The organism is Dongia sp. (assembly GCF_041906375.1).
Classification (GTDB): Bacteria; Pseudomonadota; Alphaproteobacteria; order Dongiales; family Dongiaceae; genus Dongia.
The window spans coordinates 307,544-330,568 of the sequence record NZ_JAYRJJ010000004.1 but is presented as its reverse complement, the minus strand read 5'-3'; the positions used below and the strand labels follow the sequence as shown (position 1 = coordinate 330,568).

The following is a 23,025-nucleotide window of genomic DNA, read 5'->3' as shown; positions in this document are numbered from 1 at the left end:
CGGATCCTAGCGCTTGCTTCAGGCCGAAATCGCTGATGGGGCGAGAGCCTCAGTCGTGGGCAGGTGATCGACCGGGATCCCATACCTTTCGGCCAGCATTCTCCGAATGCGCCTGACGACAGCTGCCTGTTCGCGCGTCATTGTCATAGCGGCCATCGGCAGGCCGACCGACCTCTCTCCAAGCGGCTTGATGGCGCCCAACCTATTCAATCTCGCGAAGACGATCGGAATGTTCCGCGGGGGGCGGATGAAGCCCGCATTGGTCAGATAGTTGTAGCAGATGTCGAGCAGCGTGACGGGTCGCCCCGATTCCTGACGCAGCGCCAGCCAATTGCAGAAGCGACGTATGAACGGCCGCAGGAATTTTGCCTTTTTCAAACCGGTCTTGGGCGGCAGTTCGTAAACCGAGAGTGGCTTGGCCATGGCGGCGGCGTCGGCAACCATGGAAACGGTGTCATTTGTCACAATCACCCGATCTGCGCCGGCGATCATCGCCTTGTAGGGATTGGATATGTCTGGCGTCCATCGGAAGAGAAAATGCGGAATTTCACGCCACTTCTGCGCCGCCAACTCCTGAAGCCGGTCTCCGGCAGTGCGCGGTGTCCGCGGACTCGTCGTCAGCAGAAGGCTGCCGCCATGCTCCGCATGGTATTGACTGAGCGAGTCGACAAGATCACCCATAACCGCCCGGTCCAGCCGCAAGCGCGTGTTCTTGCCACCAATCAGTACCGTCGTCCACGGCCGTGGCAATTGTGCGAAAGAGTCCTGCCGCTCGATTGTCGTCTGGCTCAGCTCCGGTTCATCGACGCGGGTGAGCGGCAGGGTGAGAAGCATGGTCCGCGCTGATTTCGCGAGGCCATACTGCAAGGTCGAAATGACCAGGTCGAAATGGCGCAGGCTTGTGCGTGGTCGGCCAAGGCGAATATTGAGTGCGCAGCCACCGGACTGGTGTTTGATCCAGCGCGACGTTGACGCTGAACGTTGACCGATGCCGATGATAACGTCCGGCCAAGGTGCAATGAGTGGCGCGCTGCGATCCAGATCCACTCCAGCCAAGCTGGCGCCACGGCGACGGTAGGGTACTCGGAAGCCGTCGATGTAGTGGAGCTGCTTGATGACAATTCGCCAACCCAAGGCCTGGCCCAGCGCCAGAACCTGAGCGTTGTCGCCGCGTTTGTCACCAAGAAGAAGCCATACAACCGGCTCCGGCACAGGCACCGCGGGACCGCCAATCATAGTCAGGACTCTTCCTTAATACGGCTTGCCAATCATCGATTAAGCCTTTGCAGACTAGTCGATTCAGACCTTTGGAAGACCACGACCATATGTCGCAATGCAGTCAGCTACCCTTGGGTCGGAATGCCGTGACAACTGCCGGGTTGGTCTCCAGGCGCGGTCCGCCGATCAGATCAATGCAGTAGGGTATCGCAGGAAATACCGCCATGAGACACTCTCGAATGGCGCTTGGCTTGCCAGGCAGATTGACGATAAGTGAACTTCCACGAATGCCGGCCGTTTGCCGCGACAGGATGGCCGTGGGAACATGTCGCAGACTGACGGCACGCATCAATTCGCTAAAGCCAGGCATCATTTTATCGCAGGCTGCCGCCGTGGCTTCGGGAGTCACATCACGCGGCGCCGGACCGGTGCCGCCCGTGGTGACGATGAGGCAGCAATTCTCGACGTCGGCCAACTTGCAGAGGGTTTGCTGGATCTGCTCCGAATCGTCGGGAATGATCGTCGATTGGGCTGTCCAGGGGCCGGCGATGATTTCTTCCAGCGTCTTCCGGATGGCGGGCCCGCCGAGATCTTCGTAAATGCCGGCGCTGGCACGGTCCGATACCGTGACGATGCCGATCCTGGCTGGAACGGTAGCTTGGCTCGGAAGGCTCATTGCGCAAACTGACCATTGGCCGTCCGGGTGGCAATCTGATTGGCCAGCCGATTGGCGATACGCTCGGAATCGGCGGCATCGAAGTCCATGTGGAAACGCTTCTTGACGCCAAGATTGCTGAGCACGATGTGGATATCCGCGATGACAGCATGCCGGCAAAGCGTTGCGCGGGTGCAGACAAGGGGGCATCCGTCGATGGCAATGATCGGCCGCTTGGATTGCGCCTGCTTCACCAGGCTCTTTACGTCCCCGCCCAGGCCGGCGATGCACGACATCTCCGCGACGCCGCGCCTGTCCAGTGTCAGGGCGATGTGGTTTGCCATCTGTGCGGCACTCGAACAGCCGGAACAGGAATAGATCAGCGGCAATTGCGGGTCCTGCTTGGTCATATCGGCTCCTTTGCAGTCTTCTGTGGCGGTGTATTGGATCGCTGCATGAATCTGGCGCGGCGGACTTCATGAGCCGCCAGCAGCATCGCCGCGCACCGAAATGGCCCATGCAGGAATTGCCCGTAAGGTAGGGCAAAAAAGAAGGTGCAGACTGCGGCAAGATGAAGCGTCAAGCCGACTGTGAGCCAGATGGTGTCACGCAGGAACAGCAGCAGAAATCCAGTCACTGCAACCAACAGGAGGTTGATGACGAAGCTGCGATCCGCGCGGTTCGAAGCGCCGCGTCGCGCTGAAAATAGAATCATTCCAATGCTGCCGATAACGATGCCGGATCCTCCGGCAGCACCGAGCATGACCGGCATGCTTGCGAGTGCATAGGGCGCTTCGTGGCCTAGAAGATGCTGATAGATAGCCGCCAGGAAACTTGCCGACGCGCAGGCCATGAACCCGAAGAGGATTGCGAAATGAAGGTACTTGCGCAAGCTGGCAGCACCACCGGCATGGTGGGTGCAGCTTTCATTGCCGCGCCCGAACTGGCGCCAGGCAAATGCATCGAGCAATGTATGAAATAGAACGCGATGCCATTCTGGCGGCTCAGTTGTCGCCACTATCCCACGCCAGAATGCCAACAGGCTGGCGCTGACAGCGGCAAGGGCCCAGATAACAGGCACGCCACCGATCAGCGCCATGATCGGCCAGGGAAAGACGGCGTAGAATGATTGCCCGGCTGCAGGGTTGGTATCGGCACTCAGTGCATAGAGGATCAAGGGTAGCGATATGATGGCCGTCCATCGGGTCCAGCGCCAGCCACCTGCATGCCAGGCGCGGTCGGCAACCCAGGCAGGTCGGCTAAACCGCCGATAGCTTAGCTGTCGCAGTGCTGCGAGCGTGTCCGGGATATCGATATGGAAGTGATGCGGCGGCGCGTATTGGCAGGCGGCGCGACAGGCACCGCAATCGTGACAAAGGTTGGCAAGGTAGAAGAGATCGCCTTCCCCAAGCTGATTGTGTTGATGGGCGCGATCGAAGACGGGGCAATAGCCACGGCAATAGCCGCAGGCGTTGCACAGAGCCAACGCGCGCGCCCCTTCGTCGAGCAGGTCCTTATCGCTGCATGGCATGACGTGCAGCCCCCAGGCCGGCAATGCGACCGGTAACGGCGCTGAGGCTCGTCGCCAGGCCCGACAGGTATCGTTTTCGGATGAGGTTTCCAGCCATGATCATCCCCGCGACGAATATCCCTGCGGGTCGGCGGTCGTCTCTTGGGCGGGCATGCTGCCAGATGATTTGCATCGAGGTATCGGCGGCAAGGCCATGAGTGGTAAAGGTGATGCCCGGCCGCAGGGGGATGATTGTGTCCTGGGCGCTATTCACCAACGGCGACGCCCTCACGGCCTCGGGCGGGTCTTCGCAGGAAAGCGGAGTCGCAAGTGGACGAGGCACGAATCGCAGCGTGCGCTGAAATTGCCGGTTGTCATTCTTGCGTATCAGATAGGCAATCTGTCCAGGGCATTCGGTGATTGCGCGTCCCCAGGCGGCAAAGCGATGCTTGCCGGCGGTCACTTCGGTTGGGCATATGACGCGACCCAAGCAGTCGAGAACCGGACTGTCGTCGAAGCCATCAACGCGGGTGACGATGCCGCCGTCAGCTGCCCTCATCCGGCCGTCGACAGCGACAAGATGACAATCCAGCGGGTTTCCGGCCGGGGTGGCGCCAAGCGCCAGGAACCGGCGGAGAATGTCATGCCCATTGTGAGGCCGACCCCTTAGGATGAAGTGTCTGGCAGCTTCACCCCAATCCGCCGCGAGCCAGTCCATGTCGCCTTGATAGCCACCACTGCACAATACCACCGTCCGAGCCAGGAGCCGGCGCTCGCCCAAGCCCTGGCGACAGTGAATTCGGTGCGGGCCCATCGGCGCGCAATGAAGTTCAATCGCCCGTGTTTGGTAGAGGATGTCGACGCCCATTCTGTCGGCGGCATGATAGAGGGCGTTCAGTGCGCGCTTTCCGCCGCCCAAGAAGAAGACCGTTTTGCGTGACCAGGGAATTGCTCCATCCAGGCGCCGTTGCAACCGTACCCCCTGTCGGCTGAACCAGTCCGGAAGTGACAGGGAGCCTGTGGCGACGGCTTCGACCAAGGTATCGTCAAGCCTTTCGCCTGCAGCTGCGCGGATATCCTCGGCCATTTCTCGAGGCGTGTAGGCTTCCTCGCTGAAATTCGAGGGTGCAGTATGGGCCACGCGGCAATTGCGGGCGTGGCGGGTGTCGCCGCCGCGAAATGCGGGCGGGGCCTGTTCGATCAACAGGACGCGGGCCCCATGGCCACGCGCGGTGATGGCCGCGCAGAGACCAGCCAAGCCGCCACCGACCACCACGGTATCATATTCGGCAGGGATGGACTGCAGCCGCAAGCCTGTTTCGTCCCTAGTTGGCGGCCCCATTGGCATAGCCTGATATCGCGGTGGTGGCCAAGGGCGAGTCCGCCGGCACGGCCATGGCGAGTGCGTCCGCCAGTCGGTTGACCAACACCTTCAGCCGATAACTGGAGGCGAGCGATTCAGCCGTGAGCAAGCGGATTCCTTCGCTCAACGAGAGATGCCTTGCGCGCGCCACAGCCAGATTCCTGGCATTGTCGAAACCGGCGGCCGGTATTGCCGCAAATGAGGTTGCCAATGCCTGCAATCTATCTGGCGCGAAGACTGCCCGGGACATGACCATGTCCACCATGTCATGGGCTAGCTGTGCATTCAGGGATGCGCAATTCAGGCATTCCTGCAACAGGCCAATGATGCGCGTTTCCTCGCCCGTGGTGCCGGCCCGCTCATGTGCCAGCAGCGTGACCTCCCGCAGATGCATGGTTGTCTGCCGGCAGAAGTCGACCGCACCGTTCAACAAGGCGGCGTTTTCATTGCTGAGAGACTGCCGAGACATCGACATTGTCCTATGCCCTAGCCGCCGCAGCATCCGCAGCAGGACGAGTGCTCGGCCACGAGCGGCTGCATCTGGTCGAAACGTGGAAACAGAACATTGTTTTCAATGTGGATGTGCTGCATGAGGTCGTCGGTCAGTTTGGCGAGGCCGACATAGAGTGCCTGCCAGGAGCGGCATGCTTCGGCTGGCGGCGTAAAGTTGTGGGTGAGCTGTTCGATCTGCTGCAGATGCTGCCCGTGTGTGTCATGTTCCCGGCGCATCTGTGCCACCGGGTGCATGATGGATGGGTGTCCACCCCGCCGGAACAGTGGGAAAAGAACAGCCTCTTCCTTTGCCATATGGGATTCGAGATCGTTCAGCATATCGGCCAGGATATCGGCAAGGCCCGCGGGTGCGGACGGATGCGTTGCATGCACCGATTCCACTTTGCGCGCCAGCCGGTAGAGTTCAGGCAACTCGCGGCGGTGCGTTTCGTGAAAGCGGGTGACGATATGGTCGATCAAGTCACTGGTGCTTTCCGGAAGCATGTCGTGATCGATACCTTCAAGCGACGCCAAGGCATGCGTGACTTCGCCCAGATCGACCCCGCGTTTGGCGGCGGCATCCGCCAGTGCAACCTCACCACCGCAGCAGAAGTCGAGCTTGTAGTTGCGGAATACGGCCGTCGCCCCCGGCACTGTCGCGGCGATCTCGCCGATCGTTCGATGATCCATGGCGTGATCGGTGGCAGGATTGGTCATTGCTGGCCCTTTCTTGGAAGTCCGCCGTTCTTGGCATATTTAAAGATAGATATTAGATGTAACTTTGACGTGACTCCGGCAGTCTCGCAATCGGATTTTGGAATCAGCGACGAAGCGTCTCACTCACGAGGCGACTATGTCGGGGATGTCACTCTGCCGGCGGATCGAATGGCGGCAGTGGCTGGAGGTGCGTGGAATGCGTTTGGAGAATGCCTTGGCCGATGCGGCAGATTGGGCGGAATTTGGCTTTGCTATGCTGCTTTTCCTGGGGTCGCACGTATTTGCCGCAATGCCTCGCCTTCGCAATGCAGCAATTGAGAAGTTAGGCGCTGTTCCATATCGAACGCTCTACAGCCTGCTGTCCATGGCGCTGCTTGTTTGGCTGATACGTGCCGCCGCGCGCGCTCCCTATATTCCCTTATGGGAAATCGCGGAGTGGCAGTTCCTGGTGCCCCATTTGGCGATGCCGGTCGTCTGCCTGTTGATCGCTTTTGGGGCAGCCGTCCCGAACCCGTTCAGCCTTGGCGGTCGTAAGGCAGGATTCGCCCCCCAAAGTCCGGGTATTGCCGGCTTTTCGCGGCATCCCCTGTTATGGGGATTGGCGATCTGGGCCATGGCGCATCTCTTCCCAAACGGAGACTTGGCCCATGTCATTCTGTTTGGCCTGTTTGCGTCCTATGCGATTGCAGGGACCATCATGTTCGATCGCCGCCGACAGAAAGAAATGGGGCTCGTCGCGTGGCAATTGCGCGCCGCGCATACATCCAATTTCCCAGGGGTGGCTTTTTGCACCGGCCGATGGAGACCGCGATTGAGCGCCCTCAATCCAATCCGCCTCGGCATTGCGGCCCTCTTCTACGTCGCGCTGCTGGCACTTCATCAGCAGGTGATCGGTGTCTCGCCCTGGCCATTCGGTTGATCATAATTGATGAATGTCATTCATCCAGATGATGAAAATCATGTGAAAGCATGATGCATGCCAATTATAGAAATGCCCGCATGTAGGTCTACGTAAAGTTGATCTGCGTCAACTACATCGAGCACCATTCCCTTAGCATCCCGCAGGTTCGATGTGAGTGCCTGTTTGTTGCAAAGGGAATGTCATGCGTGTCTTTGGGATCATTGGAAATTGTCGCGGCAAGAACCTGCTCGTGCCGCAATTGGTCAGCGCCCTGGGTGCCTTGGATATCAGTATCTCGACGTTGAAGCGGGTCAGCGACGACGTCGACCTCGACCGCCCGGGCAAGGAAAGCTATGCGCATCGTCAGGCCGGCGCGCGCGAGGTGATGATCGCCAATTCCTTTCGATGGGCACTCATGACCGAGCGCGCCGAGTTGGCCGAGCCGGAGCTGGACGTGCTGTTGCGACGCCTTGCTCCAGTCGATCTGGTCCTGGTCGAAGGCTTCCATCTGGCCCCGATCCCAAAATGCGAAATCGTCCTTGCCGATCAGGATCGCCGGCCGAGCTATCCCGACGACCCGAGCATCGTGGCGCTTATCTCGGACACCTCCCTGCAATCAACCCTGCCTATCTTTCCCCCTAATGCGATCGGTGAAATAGCGGAATTCATCCTTGCTGCGGCCGGCGTGTTCCCGGCCGACAATCTGGCCAGAACCATGCAGCGTCGCGATTCGACGATATCGGCGAGGACTGTCGATTGGCAGCATTTGGATGCTTAAAGGAGAGCAGCGAGAAGGGCATGGGGGGCAGGCGATGGCCGATCCGACAGCACCGGACAGACCCTGGTACGCGACGTTCGAGACGGGAGATGCCGAACTCGATGCGCAGCACAAGCAACTCCTTGCCGACAGCGGCCAACTGAAAGACCTGGTGCTTTCAGGTGGCAGTTGGGTCGATGTGCGCAATCGTGTCGACGCCTTGATCAAGGATTGTGCCGCCCACTTTCGCAGCGAGGAAGAACTGCTGCAGAAGACGGGCTTTCCGCGATGTGCCGAGCACACGGCACAGCATCGCCGGATAGAGAGCATGCTCGAGGAATTCGCGATCATGGTGGCGCGGGTTACAGGCGAAGATCCGCAACATCGGCAACTGGCCGCATCGTTGGAGATGAAAATCATCGACATCATCGTCAGGCACGACCTGGACTACAAGTCGCACCTCATGAACCTAGCTGGGCTTTAGAGATCGAATCAACGGAGCAACGTCATGGCGCGGATGTTCAACAATCTGAAGATTGGCAAGAGGATTTTGATCGCCCTCTGCGTGCCCGTCATTGGCCTGTTGATCATGTCGCTGGTTGCCGCAGCCGACAAATACCGCCTGTGGTCGGAAATGAATGACCTGCAGGTTCTGGCGGAACTGGCGCCCAAAGTGAGCGGATTGGTTCATCAATTGCAGCGGGAGCGCGGCGCCTCAGCCATCTTCATCGGCAGCAAGGGCAGCCGCTACGGTACGGAATTGAAGGGTCAGTATCAGGAAACCGACACCGAACTGGCCGCTCTGCAATCGGCGCTCTCCGGGATCGATTTTACGCGATACGATCCCTCGATCGGCGCGTTGATTGCCAAGTCGCAGCAGCAGCTTGGCGGTCTTGCCGAAACACGAAATTCCGTCCAGGGCCTTGAGCTCACCTTGCCGCAGATGACCGGATTCTATACGCCCGCGATCCGCCAATTGCTGCCGATCGTCGAACAAATGGCCTCGTTGAGCCGGAATGCGGAGGTAACGCGCAGCATCATCGCCTACGCCAGCTTTCTGCAGGGTAAAGAACGTGTCGGCGTTGAGCGGGCGATGGGTGGCGCCGGCTTTGGCGCGGGAAAATTCGATCCCCCGACATATCGGAACTTCGTCGGTCTGATTGCGGAACAGACAGCCTATTTCGACCGATTCCGGGTACTTGCCTCGGACTCGTTGTTGAAGGATTTCGATGCGCTGTCGGACTCGGCCCCCTTCGCCGAAGTGGCGCATCTGCGCGAGATCGCCCTTTCCAGTCCAGAGACCGGGTCGACCCAGGGGATCGAAGCCGGCGATTGGTTTGCAGCCGTCACGCGCAAGATTGATGCCTATGAAACGGTTGAACAGAAGATCGCAGCTGATCTCAATGGATCGGCTGAATTGCTTGGACGCGGCGCCAGAGATACGTTGCTTGTCTTTCTCGCCGCCTCGGCCTTGCTCTTTGCCCTGACCATCATCCTCGGATTGGTGATCGCCCGCGGGATCACGACCCCGATCTCCGGCATGACTCTCGTCATGACGAAACTCGCGCAAGGCGATAAATCCGTACCCATTGAAGGCTCCGAGCGTGGCGATGAGGTTGGCGACATGGCGAAATCCGTCGCTGTCTTCCGGGAAAGCATGATCCGTGCCGACAATCTGGCGCACGAACAGGAGGCAGCGCAGCGTGAGCGCGACAATCGGCAGGCCAAGGTCAATTCCTATATCGGCCATTTCGAACTGACGATCCGCAGCATTCTGGACGGGCTCTCGCATGCCGAGCACGTCATGGGCGTAACGGCGAGCGGCGTCGACAAGGGCGCCTCTGATACAAAAAATGAGTCCGCATCGGTCGCCACGGCGGCAGAGCAATCGACGACAAATATTCAATCCGTGGCAAGTGCGACCGAGGAATTGGCGGCATCGATTCAGGAGATCAGTCGCCAGGTTTCGCAATCTGCCCATGTCACCCAGCAGGCGGCGGCCATCGCCGACGGTACCGGGCAGAAGGTCAATGCGCTCGTCGCTACGGTCGATAAGATCAGCGACGTCGTGCGATTGATCACCGATATTGCCGAACAGACCAACCTGTTGGCCCTCAATGCCACGATCGAGGCGGCGCGCGCTGGCGAAGCCGGCCGTGGTTTTGCGGTCGTCGCCAACGAGGTGAAATCACTGGCCAACCAGACCGCCAAGGCAACCGAGGAGATAGGACGTCAGATTGGCGAGGTGCAGGCCTCGACCACCGATACCGCTGGGGCAATCGGGCAGATCACCGGTGTCGTCAAGCAGATCAACGAGGTGTCGGCGTCAATCTCCGCCGCGGTCGAACAGCAGGGTGCTGCGACGGCCGAGATTGCGCGTAATGTCGAACAGGCATCGGCCGGCAGCGCCATGGTGACGAGCAGCATTCACCGGGTGCTGGCTTCTGCCGAAAGGTCGGCGGAACTGGCAACGGACATTTCCGTCTCGTCGAATGATCTGTCCCAGCAGACGCAGACTCTCAAACAGAATGTGGCCAGCTTCCTCGACAAGGTGAGGGCGGCCGACGGCGGGTCGTCGGGTGACCTCATCGAATGGAGTGACGACCTCATAATCGGTCAACAGGATATCGATACCGAACACCAGCAGATCATGCTGACGATCAACCAGTTGCATCAGGTAATTGGCTCGGGCGAGTCGAGCAGCAAGATTGATGCGGCTTTTGACCGGATGATGCAATACACGCGGACCCATTTTGCGCATGAAGAGGCGCTGATGGAATCCCGGCGCTATCCGGAGCTCTCCGAACACAAGCGCCATCATGAAGGCTTCGTGAAACGGCTGACCCAGCTTCATGACCAATATGCCGGAGGGCATCGAGAGGCGGGGGTGGATCTGCTCAATCTTCTAAGCAGCTGGTGGATGACTCATATCTCGACGGCGGATACGCGCCTGGCCGAACATCTGCGGCATTAAGCCGGATCGCGGCACACCTATCGCAGGTCATCTTCCAGGCAGAAGGAGCGGATCTGCACGATGTCGTCGATTTGCGCACGGCGGCCGCTGACATGAACGCCCATTGTCTTCAACTGCGCCAGGGATCGCGACAGATTCTCGGCCGACATGCCGAGCCAGCTCGCCAGTGTTCTGCGGTCGACCGGCATCTCGATTTCGGCCATGCCGTTCATCCGGCCGTCCGAGAGTGAAAGCAGATACCCGCCCAGCCTTTGTGTGCCCGAGCGCAGCTTCTGGTCCTTCAATTGGCGTGACAGCAGGCGCCAGTGTCTGGCGAGCATCAAGGCGACGGCCTTGGAAAAATTGACTTCATTTTCGAAGAAGTCGCGGATAAGCGCTGCCGGAATGAAAGCGATGCGCGACGGTGCGATGATACGGGCGGACATCATATAGGGCAGATCCAGCAGGATCGCGGCCGCCGTCACGACATCGCCGGCGCCGAACATCTCAATGATAGCTTCGCGTTCGACCGGTGGGCGCGCGGCATTGGCCGATGGGCCGTCGATTGCCGGGGCTGATCCGACCAAAGCGACGCGGCCGCTCAAAATGACATGCAGGAATTGCGCGGTTTCACCCTGTTCAAACAGAATCGCCTCGGCGGGCTGAGATTGGATGAAGGTCTGCGCCTGCAGTCGTGCCTGCGCCTCATGCGTCAAAGTAGCGAACAGGGGCAGTTTCAGCAGTGCGCCAAGCTGGATTTGGTCCATGAACTCTCGATTCTCTCACCCGATGCGGTCGCTCGAAATTGCAGGAACCCGATGGGGGCGCGCAATCGCTTAGATTCTTCCCAGCAATTATCGGGACAATAATTGACTTTAATCAAGCCATGTTTTGATCACTATCAAAATATTGAAATCGTTTAATAAAAACCGAAATCCGGGCGTCTGAATTTGATTCACATCAAAGGAAAGGTTGCTGGCCGGACCGATGTTAGGCCGTCACTTCAAGGAGCGGTCCATTGGCTAGTTTCGCGACTTCCGATCAGCGGCAGAACGACGGGCTTGTACGGGCGGTCGGCCTCAGCACGTTCAGCTTCACCATCTGCTTTGCAGTCTGGACGATCTTTTCCATCATCGGCGTGCGCATCAAACAGGATCTCGGCCTCAACGATACCGAGTTCGGCTTCCTGGTTGGCCTGCCGATCCTGGTGGGATCCCTGATCCGTCTCGTTCTTGGCATCTGGGCCGAACAATTCGGCGGCCGCCGTGTCCTGCTCTTGGTGATGGTCGCCGGTGCCGTTTCGACCTGGCTGCTTTCCTACGCGACGACCTATCCCGCCTTCCTGCTCGCCGCTCTGGGTGTCGGCATTTCCGGTGGTTCCTTCGCCGTCGGCATTGCCTATGTCGCCGATTTTGCGCCGGCGGCACGCAAGGGCACGGTGCTGGGCATCTTCGGCATGGGGAATGTCGGCGCTGCGGTCACCAAGTTCGTGGCGCCGTTTGTCATGGTCGCCTTTGGTTGGACCATGGTGGCGCAAGTCTGGGCCGTTGGTCTCCTCGTGACGGCCGTTCTCTTCTTTGTCCTCTCCGAGGATGAGCCAAGCCTCAAGGCGCGGCGCGCCAGTGGTGCTCGCGGGCAGAGCTTCACCGAGCAATTGAAGCCGCTCGCATCCCTGCAGGTCTGGCGCTTTTCCCTCTATTACTTCTTTGTCTTCGGCGCCTTCGTCGCTTTGGCGCTTTGGCTGCCGCGCTATTATGTCGGTGTCTACGATCTCGACATCAGGGTCGCCGGCATGCTGGGCGCTGCCTACTCGATCCCCGGCTCGATGTTCCGCGTCGTCGGTGGTGTCCTGTCCGATAAGGTTGGCGCCCGCCGGGTCATGTACTGGACCTTCATTGTCAGCGTGATCTGCACCTTCTTTCTCAGCTATCCGGCAACTGAATATGTCGTGCACGGCATCAAGGGCGATATCCAGTTCAGCTTCGAGATCGGTCTGGTCCCGTTCACCATCCTGACCTTTATCCTCGGCTTCTTCATGTCCTTGGGGAAGGCGGCCGTTTACAAGCATATCCCGGTCTATTTCCCGAACAATGTCGGCTCGGTGGGTGGTGTCGTCGGCATGATCGGTGGACTCGGCGGCTTCGTCCTGCCTTTCGCCTTCGGCTTCATGAACGATGTCACCGGCGTCTGGACCAGCTGCTTCATGCTGCTTTTCCTGCTCGTTACGATCGCCCTGGTGTGGATGCACTTTGCCATCCGCCGCATGGAGCGCCGGCAGATTCCATCCCTGCGTGGTCCGCAATACCTGCCCGAACTCGCAGAGAATATGAAGAAGAACTAACCACCGTCTGAATGGAGTCGTACATGCCTGCCGAAACCGAGAGCAAGCCAGCCCTGGACAGCCGTACCTGGTTGTCGCGCTGGACCCCGGAAGACAATACTTTCTGGGAGCAGGAAGGAAAGAGCCGGGCCTGGACCTCGCTTTGGGTCACGACGGCCAATCTTCTCTTTGCATTCTCGATCTGGTTCCTGGTCAGTGCGCTTGTAGTGCGATTGCCGGGCATCGGCTTCCAATTGACGACCGATCAGCTCTTTTGGCTGACGGCCATGCCGGGTCTGGCCGGCGGTACTTTCCGCCTGATCCACAACCTGCTGACGCCTGTTTATGGCGCGCGGCATGTCGTCACTTTCTCCAGCCTTAGCCTGCTCATTCCGGCGATCGGCTGGGTCGTCGTCGTGCAGGACCCGACCACACCTTATTGGGTCTTGATGGTGCTGGCCTTCCTTGCCGGCCTCGGGGGCGGCAACTTTTCCAGCTTCATGCCGGCCACCAGCCTGTTCTTTCCGAAGCGCCTGCAAGGGACGGCGCTGGCGATCCAGGCCGGTATCGGCAATCTCGGTGTCAGTGTCGTCCAGTTCGTAACGCCCTGGATCATCGGCCTGGCATTCTTCGGCACCATGGCGGGTGCGCCGCAGGTCTTTACCAAGGGCGAGGTAACGAAGGATATCTGGCTGCAGAATGCAGCGCTCATTTACATCCCCTTCATCGTCGTCCTTGCAGTGGTTGCCTGGTTCACGCTGCGCTCGGTGCCGGTTCGCGCCAGCATCAAGGAGCAGTTCGACATCAACAAGAACAAGCATACCTGGTTGATGACGAGCCTCTATCTGATGACCTTCGGTTCCTTCGCCGGTTTCTCAGCCACCTTCCCGCTCCTGATCAAGCAGCTCTATGGTGGGTTCGAAGGTGCGCCGGATCCCCTAACCTATGCCTTCTACGGCCCTCTCGTCGGATCGATCATGCGCGCCGTGGCCGGGCCACTTTCCGATAAATTCGGCGGTGCCCGCGTCACCAGCGTCGCCGCTCTCGGTCTTATCGCCAGCACTATCGGTGTCGCCTTCCATGTGAACCCGGAAAGCATCGCGGAATTCCCCTATTTCGTGGGCTTCATGCTGGCGATCTTCTTCTTTGCCGGTATCGGCAACGCGTCGACCTTCAAGCAGATGCCGATGATCTTCCCGCCGCGCCAGGCTGGCGGAGTCATCGGCTTCACCGGCGCTATCGCTGCCTACGGCCCCTTTGCCGTCAGCATCATGATCGGACAATCGATTGCTTTGACCGGTGGTGTTGCTGCCTTCTTCTGGACAGCTTCCGTCTTCTATCTTGTCAATTTTGCAATCAACTGGTGGTATTACGCGCGGCCCAATGCCGAAGCGAAGTGCTGAGAGTAGTGGAGAAATAGCCATGAGCCATTTTCTAGACAGATTGATGTTCTTCAAGCAGCGGCAGGAAGATTTCTCCAACGGCCATGGCCTGGTGACGACTGAGGACCGGCAATGGGAAGATGCCTATCGGCAGCGCTGGGCGCATGACCGTATCGTGCGTTCGACCCATGGCGTCAACTGCACCGGCTCGTGCAGCTGGAAGGTTTATGTCAAGGGCGGGATCGTTACCTGGGAAACCCAGCAGACCGACTACCCGCGGACCCGGCCGGATCTCCCCAACCACGAACCGCGCGGCTGTTCGCGCGGCGCCAGCTATTCCTGGTATCTCTACAGCGCCAACCGGCTGAAATATCCGATGGTGCGCGGGCGCCTCATTCGCTTGTGGCGGGCAGCCAAGGAGAAGCACAAGGACCCGGTGGCGGCCTGGGCATCGATCGTGAATGACCCCGCGGCCTCGCAATCCTATAAGTCGGGTCGCGGTCGCGGCGGCTTCATCCGGGTGACCTGGGACGAGGCAAACGAGATCATCGCCGCGGCCAATGTCCATACTGCCAAGGTGTGGGGACCGGACCGTATCGTGGGCTTCTCGCCGATCCCTGCCATGTCGATGGTGTCCTATGCCGCCGGCACGCGCTATCTGAGCCTTATCGGCGGCGTGGCGCTGAGCTTCTACGATTGGTATTGCGATCTGCCGCCCTCCAGCCCGCAGACCTGGGGTGAGCAGACCGACGTGCCGGAATCGGCCGATTGGTACAATTCGGGCTTCATCATGCTGTGGGGGTCGAACGTTCCCCAGACGCGTACGCCGGACGCCCACTTCTTCACCGAAGTCCGCTACAAGGGCACCAAGGCGGTGGTGGTCACCCCCGATTTCAGCGAAGCCTCGAAATTCGCCGATTTGTGGCTGCACCCCAAGCAGGGTACCGATGCGGCACTCGCCATGGCCATGGGTCATGTCATTCTCAAGGAATGGCACATGGCCGGCAAAAGCGACTATTTCGCCGACTATTGCCGCAAGTATACCGACATGCCCATGCTGGTGCGCCTGGTGCAGCGCGACGGCCGCCTGGTGCCGGACCGCTTCCTGCGCGCGTCGGACTTCGCCGACAAGCTCGGCGAGGCCAACAATCCGGAATGGAAGACGCTGCTCATTGACGAGACCAGCGGCCGGATCGTGGCGCCCAATGGCTCGATCGGTTTCCGTTGGGGTGACAAGGGCAAATGGAACCTGGAGGAAAAGGACGGCGCCAGCGGTGCCGCCATTCATCCGCGCCTCAGCCTCATCGACCAGCGCGATTCGGTCGAAGCGGTGGCTTTCCCCTATTTCGGCGGTGCCGCGCATGAGCACTTCCAGAACACCGACCATGCCAGCGTGCTGATGCGCCATGTGCCGGTAAAGAAGATCAGGACGGCCGAGGGTGACGTGACCGTCGCCACCGTCTATGACTTGTTCCTCGCCAATTACGGCATCGATCGTGGGCTTGGTGGCGGCAATGTCGCCACCAGTTTCGATGACGATCAGCCCTACAGCCCGGCCTGGCAGGAGCGCATCACCGGTGTGCCGCGCGCCCATGTCATCACGACCGCGCGGGAATTCGCCGAGAATGCCCACAAGACCAAGGGTCGTTCGATGGTGATCCTCGGCGCCGGTGTCAACCACTGGTACCATTGCGACATGATCTATCGCAGCATCATCAATCTGTTGGTGATGTGCGGTTGTGTCGGTCAGCCGGGCGGCGGCTGGTCGCATTATGTAGGGCAGGAGAAGCTGCGCCCGCAGACCGGCTGGACGCCGCTGGCCTTCGCCCTCGATTGGCATCGTCCGCCAAGGCAGATGAACTCGACCTCGTTCTTCTATGCGCATACCGATCAGTGGCGCTATGAGAAGCTGAAGGTCGACGCCATTCTGTCGCCCCTGGTCGATCCGGATCTTGCCAAGAGCACGCTTGCCGGCAGCCTCATCGACTATAACGTCCGTGCCGAGCGCATGGGTTGGTTGCCCTCGGCCCCCCAGCTGATGGCGAATCCGTTGCAGGTGACGCGCGACGCCGCGGCGGCCGGCAAAGAGCCGATCCCCTATGCGGTCGAGCAGTTGAAAGCGGGCAGTCTCGGTCTTGCCTGCACCAATCCGGACGATCCGCGCGCCTTCCCGCGCAACATGTTCGTCTGGCGTTCGAACCTGCTGGGCTCCAGCGGCAAGGGCCATGAATATTTCCTGAAGCATCTGCTCGGCACCGACCACGGCGTGCAGGGCAAGGACCTCGGCGAGATGGGGCTGCAAAAGCCGCAGGAAGTGCCTTGGACCGACAACCCCGCGAAGGGCAAGCTCGATCTCCTGGTGACGCTCGATTTCCGCATGTCGACCACCTGCCTCTATTCGGACATCGTGTTGCCGACGGCTACCTGGTACGAGAAGCACGATCTCAACACGTCGGACATGCATCCCTTCATCCATCCACTGTCGGCTGCGGTCGATCCGGCCTGGCAGTCGCGCAGCGACTGGCAGATCTTCAAGGGGATCGCGAAGAAGTTCTCGGAACTGACCCGCGGCCATCTGGGGGTCGAGCGCGATCTGGTGACAACGCCGATCATGCACGACACGCCGGCGGAACTCGCCCAGCCATTCGCGCCCAAGGATTGGGGCAAGGGCGAATGCGAACCGGTGCCGGGCAAGACCATGCCCGCCATGGCGGTCGTCGAACGCGACTATCCCGCCACCTATCAGAAGTTCACGGCCCTCGGGCCGCTGATGAGCAAGGTCGGGAACGGCGGCAAGGGTATCGCCTGGAATACCGAGCATGAGGTGCAGTTCCTGAAGCAGCTCAACGGTGAAGTGACCGAGGAGGGTGTCGCCAAGGGCCTGCCCCGGATCAACAGCGATATCGATGCGACCGAGGTCATTCTGACCCTGGCGCCGGAGACCAACGGCGAGGTCTCGGTCAAGGCCTGGGATGCCTTGAGCAAGATCACGGGTCTCGATCACACGCATCTCGCTCTGCCTCGGCAGGACGACAAGCTGCGCTTCCGCGACCTGCAGGCGCAGCCACGGAAGATCATCTCGTCACCGACCTGGAGCGGGATCGAATCCGAGCACGTCACCTACAATGCCGGCTACACCAACGTGCATGAACTTATCCCCTGGCGGACCTTGACCGGACGCCAGCAACTCTACCAGGACCATGCCTGGATGCTGGCCTTCGGCGAGGGCTTCTGCCTCTACAAGCCGCCGGTGGACACGCAGACCGTCAATCCGATGTTGAACAAGCGCTCCAACGGCAACAAGGAGATCGCCCTCAACTTCATCACGCCGCACCAGAAATGGGGCATCCACTCGACCTATACCGACAATCTGATCATGCTGACCCTGTCGCGCGGCGGTCCGATCGTCTGGATCAGCGAAGTGGATGCCGCCAAGGTCGGCATCGAAGACAATGATTGGATCGAGGCATTCAACGTGAACGGAGCTCTCGTCGCTCGTGCCGTGGTCAGCCAGCGCGTTCCTGAAGGCATGGTGCTGATGTATCACGCCCAGGAGAAGATCGTGAACGTGCCGGGCAGTGAGATTACCGGTATCCGCGGTGGTATCCACAATTCGGTCACACGTACCTGTCCGAAGCCCACGCACATGATCGGCGGCTATGCCCAGCAGAGCTGGGGCTTCAACTACTACGGTACCATTGGCACCAATCGCGATGAATTTGTCATAGTCCGCAAGATGGACAAGGTCGACTGGCTGGACCAGCCGGCCAAGGCCGCGGAATAGGGAGCAGAACCATGAAAATCCGCGCTCAAATCGCCATGGTGCTGAACCTCGATAAGTGCATCGGGTGCCACACCTGCTCCGTTACCTGCAAGAATGTCTGGACCAGCCGCGAAGGCGTCGAATACGCTTGGTTCAACAATGTCGAAACCAAGCCCGGCATCGGTTACCCGAAGCAGTGGGAAAACCAGGACAAATGGCAGGGTGGCTGGCGCCGCAAGGCCAATGGCAAGATCGAGCCGCGTATCGGCGGCAAGTGGCGTCTGCTCGCCAAGATCTTCGCCAACCCGCATCTGCCGGAAATCGACGACTATTACGAACCTTTCACTTTCGATTACGAACATCTGCAGATGGCGCCGGAAATGCAGGCTGCGCCGGTCGCCCGGCCGCGCTCGTTGATCAGCGGCGAACGGATGGAGAAGATCGAATGGGGCCCGAACTGGGAGGAAATCCTCGGTACGGAATTCCGCAAGCGCAGCCTCGATAAGAACTTCGACAATGTGCAGAAGGAAATCTACGGGCAGTTCGAGAACACGTTCATGTTCTACCTGCCGCGCCTGTGCGAGCATTGCCTCAACCCGGCCTGCGTCGCAGCCTGCCCGTCGGGCTCGATCTACAAGCGCGAGGAGGATGGCATCGTTCTGGTCGACCAGGATAAATGCCGCGGCTGGCGTATGTGCGTTTCGGCCTGCCCCTATAAGAAGATTTATTACAACTGGCAGAGCGGCAAGGCGGAGAAATGCACCTTCTGTTATCCGCGCATCGAAGTGGGCGAACCGACGGTCTGTTCGGAAACCTGCGTCGGTCGCATCCGTTATCTCGGTGTCCTGCTCTATGACGCCGACCGGATCGAAAGTGCCGCGAGCGTGCCGGAAGAAACCGATCTCTATCAGTCGCAGCTCGACATCTTCCTCAACCCGAACGATCCGCTGGTGATCGAACAGGCGCGCAAGGACGGTGTGCCGGAAGCCTGGCTCGAAGCGGCCCGCGTGTCGCCGACCTACAAGATGGCGATCGATTGGAAAATCGCCTTCCCGCTGCACCCGGAATACCGCACCTTGCCGATGGTCTGGTACGTGCCGCCATTGTCACCGATCCAGGGTGCCGCAGAAGCGGGCAAGATCGGCTGGGACGGCGACCTGCCGGACCTTTCCAAGCTGCGCATCCCGATGAAGTACCTCGCCAATCTGCTCACCGCGGGTGACGAGCAGCCGGTCGAGAAGGCGTTGCAGCGGATGATGGCGATGCGCGCCTTCATGCGCGGCCGGCATGTCGATGGTGTCGAGAATCAAGTTCTTCTCGACCGGGTCGGCCTCACCAAGGCGGAAGTGGACGACATGTACCGCTATCTCGCGATTGCCAATTACGAAGATCGCTTCGTCATTCCCAGCACCCACCGGGAATATGCCGAGAACACCTTTGACCTCAAGGGCGGCTGCGGCTTCACCTTCGGCAATGGCTGTTCCGATGGCAGCTCCACCACCAGCCTGTTCGGGCAGAAGCCCAAGGCCAAGACGCCACGGGAGACGGTGTGATGCCGAAGAAACCTATGCTCACCTACAAGGCGATCGGTTGGTTGCTGACCTATCCGCAAGCCGATCTCATTGCGGCACTCCCCGAACTTCAGCAGGTCATCGCCGGCGAAGGCTTGCTGAGCGTGTCGACGGAAAACAATCTGCTGCGGTTCACGGCCGCATTGGGGACCGGCGATCTCATCGATCTCCAGGAGGCCTATGTCGGCCTGTTCGACAAGTCACGCCAGGCGTCTTTGCACCTCTTTGAACATGTCCACGGCGAATCGCGGGACCGCGGCATGGCGATGGTCAATCTGCGTGAGATTTATGCGGCGGCCGGGCTGTTCCAGGACGAGGGCGAACTGCCGGACTACCTGCCCATGTATCTCGAATACCTCTCGATCCTGCCGGACAAGGAGGCCAAGGCCGGCTTGGTTGACGTGGCGCCGATCCTGCAAGGTATCCACCGCCAGCTCGCGCGGCGGGAAAGTGCCTATGCGGCGCCACTCGCGGCCCTGCTCGAACTGGCGGCCGTGAAGCCGCTGGCGGTTGAGGCTGAAGAGACGGAGGCGCGTGACGACACGCCGGAAGCCATCGATCGCGCCTGGGAAGAACAGGCGGTGGCTTTCGGCCCCGAAAACGACCCCACGCGCGGCGACGATTGCGGCCGGGCCAGTGCGATGGTGGCGCGCATGAATGCGCAGAGTGCAACACCCAGCCGGACGGAGGCGCGGCATGACTGAATATCTTTATCATCTTGCCTTCGGCATTTTCCCCTATGTCAGCCTGAGCGTCTTCCTGATCGGCAGCCTGGTGCGCTTCGACCGGGAGCAGTATTCCTGGCGCTCCGGCTCCAGCCAGATGTTGCGCGCCAAGCAGCTGCGCTGGGGTTCGAACCTGTTCCATGTCGGCATTCTGTTGCTGATGGCGGGTCATGTGGTCGGCTTGCTGACACCGCATGAAATCTACACGCTCTTCGTCACGGTTGAGCAGAAGCAGCTGCTGGCGATGGTCGCCGGTGGCATTTTCGGCACCTTCTGCTTTATCGGCCTCACCTTGCTCATCCATCGCCGGCTGACCGATCCGCGTATCCGCGCTACGTCTTCGAAAATGGATATCGCCATCGTGCTGCTGATCTGGGCGCAGTTGGTGCTGGGGTTGATCTCGATCTACTACTCGGCCCAGCATGCCGATGGTGGCGTGATGTTGATCCTCGCCGAATACTGCCAGCGCCTGATCACGTTACGCGGTATCGATGCCGAGGCCATCGCCGGCCTGTCCTGGGTCTATCAGGCCCATCTCATTCTCGGCTTCACGCTCTTCCTGCTGTTCCCCTTCAGTCGCCTGGTTCATATCTGGAGCGCGCCGATCTTCTACGTGTTCCGGCCCTACCAGGTCGTCCGGCGGCGTTCGGCCAAGAAGGTGTCATGATGAGTGCACAGGCAGCAGTCGAGAACGTTGCGGGTCAGGATCTGGTCGCTGTCCGCATCGACGGGGTCGAGATCCCCGAGACCGAGATCGCCCGCGAGATGCAGCATCACCCGGCATCTTCGCTGGCGGAGGCGCGGCATCTGGCGATCCAGGCGCTCATTGTCCGGCATCTGCTGGTCAGCGAAGCCGAACGGCAGGGACTTGGCGCCGATGTCGGCGCGGATGACGATTCGGTGGATGACCCGCGCATTGCGATGCTGATCGAACGCGAGGTGGTCACCCCCGAGCCGGATGAAATCACCTGCCGGCGCTATTTCGACAACAACCGGCAGCAATTCGATCGCCCGGACCGGTACGATGCCAGCCACATCCTGCTGGCGTCACCGCCGGACGACACGGAAGCACGCGATGCCGGCAGGTTGATGGCCCGCGATCTCATCGCCAAGCTTCAATCCGAGCCGCATCTTTTCGCCGAGTTGGCCCTGGCGCATTCCGATTGTCCGTCACGGGATCAGGGCGGGCATCTTGGTCTGGTTTCGCGCGGCGAGACGATCCCGGAATTCGAAACCTATCTCTTCAGCCTCAAGCCGGGGGAACTCTGCCTGGCGCCGATCGAGACAAGGTACGGTGTCCATATCATCAAGCTCGACCGCAAGCTTCCGGGCGAGGCCGCTGAATTCGACGCCTTGCGCGATCAGATCGGCGAATATCTGCGTTTGAGGTCGCGCCATACCGCGCTCCGGCAATATCTTCTGTTGCTGGCCGGGCAGGCGCGGATCGAAGGATTCGACATGGAAGCCGCGCATTCGCCCCTGGTACAGTGACATGGCCTTCGTCAATCTCGAAGCCGAGGTGCCGGCCGTGCGTAAGTTTGCCCTGTTTGAATATGGCTTCCGGCCGTTCTTCCTCCTGGCGGCGTTCTACGCCGCGCTGGCGGTTCCGGTCTGGGTCGGCCTATGGCGGGGCGATATAGGCTGGCAGCCGCCGATGGCCGCCAATCTGTGGCATGGCCATGAGATGATCTTCGGCTTTGCCGTTGCGGCGCTGGCCGGCTTCATGCTGACGGCAGTTCCCAACTGGACGGGTGCTGCAGCGATCCGGGGGCCCAAGTTGATGTTGCTGGTGGGCGTTTGGGCTGCCGGGCGGGTGGCGGCCTATCTTCCCTGGCCCGGCGTCTTCGCCGCCGCCGACCTTTCGTTCCTGCCGTTGCTGGCCCTGATCCTCGGGCCCGGCATCATCATTCGCAACGGGCGGCGCAACGGCATCCTGGTGGTGATCCTGCTGCTGCTGGCTGTCGTCAACAGCGCCGTGCATTTCGATGGCTGGGGCTTCATGTCCCTGTCGGGCAGCTGGGCGCTCCAGGTGGCGGTCGCCATCTTTGCCATGCTCATCGGCATCATCGGCGGCCGTATCGTTCCGGCGTTTACCCAGGGCGGTATGAAGATGGCGGGTTATCCCTTCGTCATCACCGGCAACCGCTCTATCGACATCGCCGCCATTCTTTCATTGCTGCTCAACCTGCTGGCCACCGTTTTCCAGGCGCCGGGCGAGATCGCCGGGGCCGTGGCGCTGGTCGCCGCCGCGTGCAATCTGCTGCGTTTCTGGCGCTGGCAGGGCTGGCGCACATGGCCTGTGCCGCTGGTGTGGATTCTTCACCTGGGTTACGGCTGGCTGGTCGTGGGCCTGCTGCTCAATGGCCTGACAGCCTGGTTCGACCTGCTGCCCATGGCGATGGGCCTGCACGCGTTGACGGCCGGTTCCTTCAGCACGATGATTCTTGCCGTCATGAGCCGCGCAGCTTTGGGCCACACCGGGCGACAGCTGGTCGCCAGTCGCAAGACGACCGGCGCCTATGCGCTGCTCTCTGTCGCCGTCCTGCTGCGGGTCCTGGCGCCCTTGACCGGTGACTTCCAAGCCCCGCTCATAGAAAGTGCGGCCCTGCTCTGGTCGGGCGCCTTCCTGATCTTCGGCGTTCAATACCTGCCGATCCTTCTGCTGCCCCGCCCCGACGGAAGGCCCGGCTGAGTCGTC

The 23,025-nt window shown here is 60.4% G+C and carries 20 protein-coding genes; 12 read left to right on the top strand and 8 right to left on the bottom strand.

Annotation, left to right across the window (positions count from 1 at the left end):
* Positions 1-18: 18 nt before the first annotated feature.
* From ACE3OA_RS15375 to ytfE, 7 genes are all read right to left on the bottom strand, one after another.
* Positions 19-1,236: a mitochondrial fission ELM1 family protein gene (locus ACE3OA_RS15375; protein WP_374312235.1), complete on the bottom strand. Its 1,218-nt coding sequence runs from the start codon at positions 1,234-1,236 to the stop codon at positions 19-21.
* Between the two features lie 103 nt (positions 1,237-1,339).
* Positions 1,340-1,894 (bottom strand): molybdopterin adenylyltransferase, encoded by a 555-nt coding sequence (gene mog, locus ACE3OA_RS15370; protein WP_374312233.1) that lies wholly within the window; start codon positions 1,892-1,894, stop codon positions 1,340-1,342.
* A complete protein-coding gene (locus ACE3OA_RS15365; RefSeq protein WP_374312231.1) occupies positions 1,891-2,283 on the bottom strand; it encodes a putative zinc-binding protein in 393 nt (130 codons plus the stop codon). The genes mog and ACE3OA_RS15365 overlap by 4 nt, the downstream gene beginning before the upstream one ends.
* The gene (gene tcuB, locus ACE3OA_RS15360; RefSeq protein ID WP_374312229.1) at positions 2,280-3,404 is read right to left on the bottom strand and encodes a tricarballylate utilization 4Fe-4S protein TcuB; all 1,125 of its coding nucleotides are present in this window, start codon (positions 3,402-3,404) and stop codon (positions 2,280-2,282) included. The genes ACE3OA_RS15365 and tcuB overlap by 4 nt, the downstream gene beginning before the upstream one ends.
* A complete protein-coding gene (locus ACE3OA_RS15355) occupies positions 3,388-4,695 on the bottom strand; it encodes an FAD-dependent oxidoreductase (RefSeq protein ID WP_374312227.1) in 1,308 nt (435 codons plus the stop codon). Before ACE3OA_RS15355 ends, tcuB begins: the two co-directional genes overlap by 17 nt.
* A 13-nt stretch (positions 4,696-4,708) precedes the next feature.
* Positions 4,709-5,215 carry a hypothetical protein gene (locus ACE3OA_RS15350; RefSeq protein ID WP_374312225.1) on the bottom strand — a complete coding sequence of 169 codons (507 nt, stop codon included), beginning with the start codon at positions 5,213-5,215 and terminating at the stop codon, positions 4,709-4,711.
* Between the two features lie 17 nt (positions 5,216-5,232).
* On the bottom strand, positions 5,233-5,955 hold the full coding sequence (gene ytfE / locus ACE3OA_RS15345) for an iron-sulfur cluster repair protein YtfE (protein WP_374312223.1): 723 nt from the start codon (positions 5,953-5,955) through the stop codon (positions 5,233-5,235).
* A 196-nt stretch (positions 5,956-6,151) separates the two neighbouring features.
* Between ytfE and ACE3OA_RS15340 the strand changes: the two genes are divergently transcribed.
* The 4 genes from ACE3OA_RS15340 to ACE3OA_RS15325 all read left to right on the top strand — a co-directional run bounded on the left by ACE3OA_RS15340 (position 6,152) and on the right by ACE3OA_RS15325 (position 10,587).
* Positions 6,152-6,874, top strand: coding sequence for an NnrU family protein (locus tag ACE3OA_RS15340; protein ID WP_374312221.1), 723 nt, complete (start codon positions 6,152-6,154; stop codon positions 6,872-6,874).
* Positions 6,875-7,058: 184 nt separating this feature from the next.
* Entirely contained in the window at positions 7,059-7,634 is a 576-nt protein-coding gene (gene mobB / locus ACE3OA_RS15335) for a molybdopterin-guanine dinucleotide biosynthesis protein B (RefSeq protein WP_374312219.1), read from the top strand.
* Positions 7,635-7,668: 34 nt separating this feature from the next.
* Positions 7,669-8,097 carry a bacteriohemerythrin gene (locus ACE3OA_RS15330; RefSeq protein WP_374312218.1) on the top strand — a complete coding sequence of 143 codons (429 nt, stop codon included), beginning with the start codon at positions 7,669-7,671 and terminating at the stop codon, positions 8,095-8,097.
* A gap of 24 nt (positions 8,098-8,121) precedes the next feature.
* Entirely contained in the window at positions 8,122-10,587 is a 2,466-nt protein-coding gene (locus ACE3OA_RS15325; RefSeq protein ID WP_374312215.1) for a bacteriohemerythrin, read from the top strand.
* Between the two features lie 17 nt (positions 10,588-10,604).
* Here ACE3OA_RS15325 and ACE3OA_RS15320 read toward each other — a convergent pair whose 3' ends face one another.
* Complete coding sequence (locus tag ACE3OA_RS15320; RefSeq protein WP_374312213.1) at positions 10,605-11,333, bottom strand: helix-turn-helix domain-containing protein; 729 nt, start codon at positions 11,331-11,333, stop codon at positions 10,605-10,607.
* A gap of 251 nt (positions 11,334-11,584) precedes the next feature.
* Between ACE3OA_RS15320 and ACE3OA_RS15315 the strand changes: the two genes are divergently transcribed.
* From ACE3OA_RS15315 to ACE3OA_RS15280, 8 genes are read left to right on the top strand one after another with little or no spacing between them, the layout of a single operon-like run.
* Entirely contained in the window at positions 11,585-12,907 is a 1,323-nt protein-coding gene (locus ACE3OA_RS15315) for a nitrate/nitrite transporter (protein ID WP_374312210.1), read from the top strand.
* Positions 12,908-12,930: 23 nt separating this feature from the next.
* Positions 12,931-14,289, top strand: coding sequence for an MFS transporter (locus tag ACE3OA_RS15310; RefSeq protein ID WP_374312208.1), 1,359 nt, complete (start codon positions 12,931-12,933; stop codon positions 14,287-14,289).
* A 19-nt stretch (positions 14,290-14,308) separates the two neighbouring features.
* Positions 14,309-18,052: a nitrate reductase subunit alpha gene (locus ACE3OA_RS15305; RefSeq protein WP_374312206.1), complete on the top strand. Its 3,744-nt coding sequence runs from the start codon at positions 14,309-14,311 to the stop codon at positions 18,050-18,052.
* A gap of 11 nt (positions 18,053-18,063) precedes the next feature.
* Positions 18,064-19,584 (top strand): nitrate reductase subunit beta, encoded by a 1,521-nt coding sequence (gene narH / locus ACE3OA_RS15300; protein ID WP_374312204.1) that lies wholly within the window; start codon positions 18,064-18,066, stop codon positions 19,582-19,584.
* Positions 19,584-20,306, top strand: a complete 723-nt coding sequence (gene narJ / locus ACE3OA_RS15295; protein ID WP_374312202.1) for a nitrate reductase molybdenum cofactor assembly chaperone — start codon at positions 19,584-19,586, stop codon at positions 20,304-20,306. Before narH ends, narJ begins: the two co-directional genes overlap by 1 nt.
* A complete protein-coding gene (narI, locus tag ACE3OA_RS15290; RefSeq protein WP_374312200.1) occupies positions 20,299-20,994 on the top strand; it encodes a respiratory nitrate reductase subunit gamma in 696 nt (231 codons plus the stop codon). The genes narJ and narI overlap by 8 nt, the downstream gene beginning before the upstream one ends.
* Positions 20,991-21,818 carry a peptidylprolyl isomerase gene (locus tag ACE3OA_RS15285; protein WP_374312198.1) on the top strand — a complete coding sequence of 276 codons (828 nt, stop codon included), beginning with the start codon at positions 20,991-20,993 and terminating at the stop codon, positions 21,816-21,818. Before narI ends, ACE3OA_RS15285 begins: the two co-directional genes overlap by 4 nt.
* A gap of 1 nt (position 21,819) precedes the next feature.
* Positions 21,820-23,019 (top strand): NnrS family protein, encoded by a 1,200-nt coding sequence (locus ACE3OA_RS15280; RefSeq protein ID WP_374312196.1) that lies wholly within the window; start codon positions 21,820-21,822, stop codon positions 23,017-23,019.
* Positions 23,020-23,025 lie beyond the last annotated feature (6 nt).

Coding starts and splice junctions, on each gene's coding strand:
- ACE3OA_RS15375 (WP_374312235.1), bottom strand. CDS start 1,236: ATGATTGGCGGTCCCGCGGTGCCTGTGCCGGAGCCGGTTGTATGGCTT.
- mog (WP_374312233.1), bottom strand. CDS start 1,894: ATGAGCCTTCCGAGCCAAGCTACCGTTCCAGCCAGGATCGGCATCGTC.
- ACE3OA_RS15365 (WP_374312231.1), bottom strand. CDS start 2,283: ATGACCAAGCAGGACCCGCAATTGCCGCTGATCTATTCCTGTTCCGGC.
- tcuB (WP_374312229.1), bottom strand. CDS start 3,404: ATGCCATGCAGCGATAAGGACCTGCTCGACGAAGGGGCGCGCGCGTTG.
- ACE3OA_RS15350 (WP_374312225.1), bottom strand. CDS start 5,215: ATGTCTCGGCAGTCTCTCAGCAATGAAAACGCCGCCTTGTTGAACGGT.
- ytfE (WP_374312223.1), bottom strand. CDS start 5,955: ATGACCAATCCTGCCACCGATCACGCCATGGATCATCGAACGATCGGC.
- ACE3OA_RS15340 (WP_374312221.1), top strand. CDS start 6,152: ATGCGTTTGGAGAATGCCTTGGCCGATGCGGCAGATTGGGCGGAATTT.
- mobB (WP_374312219.1), top strand. CDS start 7,059: ATGCGTGTCTTTGGGATCATTGGAAATTGTCGCGGCAAGAACCTGCTC.
- ACE3OA_RS15330 (WP_374312218.1), top strand. CDS start 7,669: ATGGCCGATCCGACAGCACCGGACAGACCCTGGTACGCGACGTTCGAG.
- ACE3OA_RS15325 (WP_374312215.1), top strand. CDS start 8,122: ATGGCGCGGATGTTCAACAATCTGAAGATTGGCAAGAGGATTTTGATC.
- ACE3OA_RS15320 (WP_374312213.1), bottom strand. CDS start 11,333: ATGGACCAAATCCAGCTTGGCGCACTGCTGAAACTGCCCCTGTTCGCT.
- ACE3OA_RS15310 (WP_374312208.1), top strand. CDS start 12,931: ATGCCTGCCGAAACCGAGAGCAAGCCAGCCCTGGACAGCCGTACCTGG.
- ACE3OA_RS15305 (WP_374312206.1), top strand. CDS start 14,309: ATGAGCCATTTTCTAGACAGATTGATGTTCTTCAAGCAGCGGCAGGAA.
- narH (WP_374312204.1), top strand. CDS start 18,064: ATGAAAATCCGCGCTCAAATCGCCATGGTGCTGAACCTCGATAAGTGC.
- narJ (WP_374312202.1), top strand. CDS start 19,584: ATGCCGAAGAAACCTATGCTCACCTACAAGGCGATCGGTTGGTTGCTG.
- narI (WP_374312200.1), top strand. CDS start 20,299: ATGACTGAATATCTTTATCATCTTGCCTTCGGCATTTTCCCCTATGTC.
- ACE3OA_RS15285 (WP_374312198.1), top strand. CDS start 20,991: ATGATGAGTGCACAGGCAGCAGTCGAGAACGTTGCGGGTCAGGATCTG.
- ACE3OA_RS15280 (WP_374312196.1), top strand. CDS start 21,820: ATGGCCTTCGTCAATCTCGAAGCCGAGGTGCCGGCCGTGCGTAAGTTT.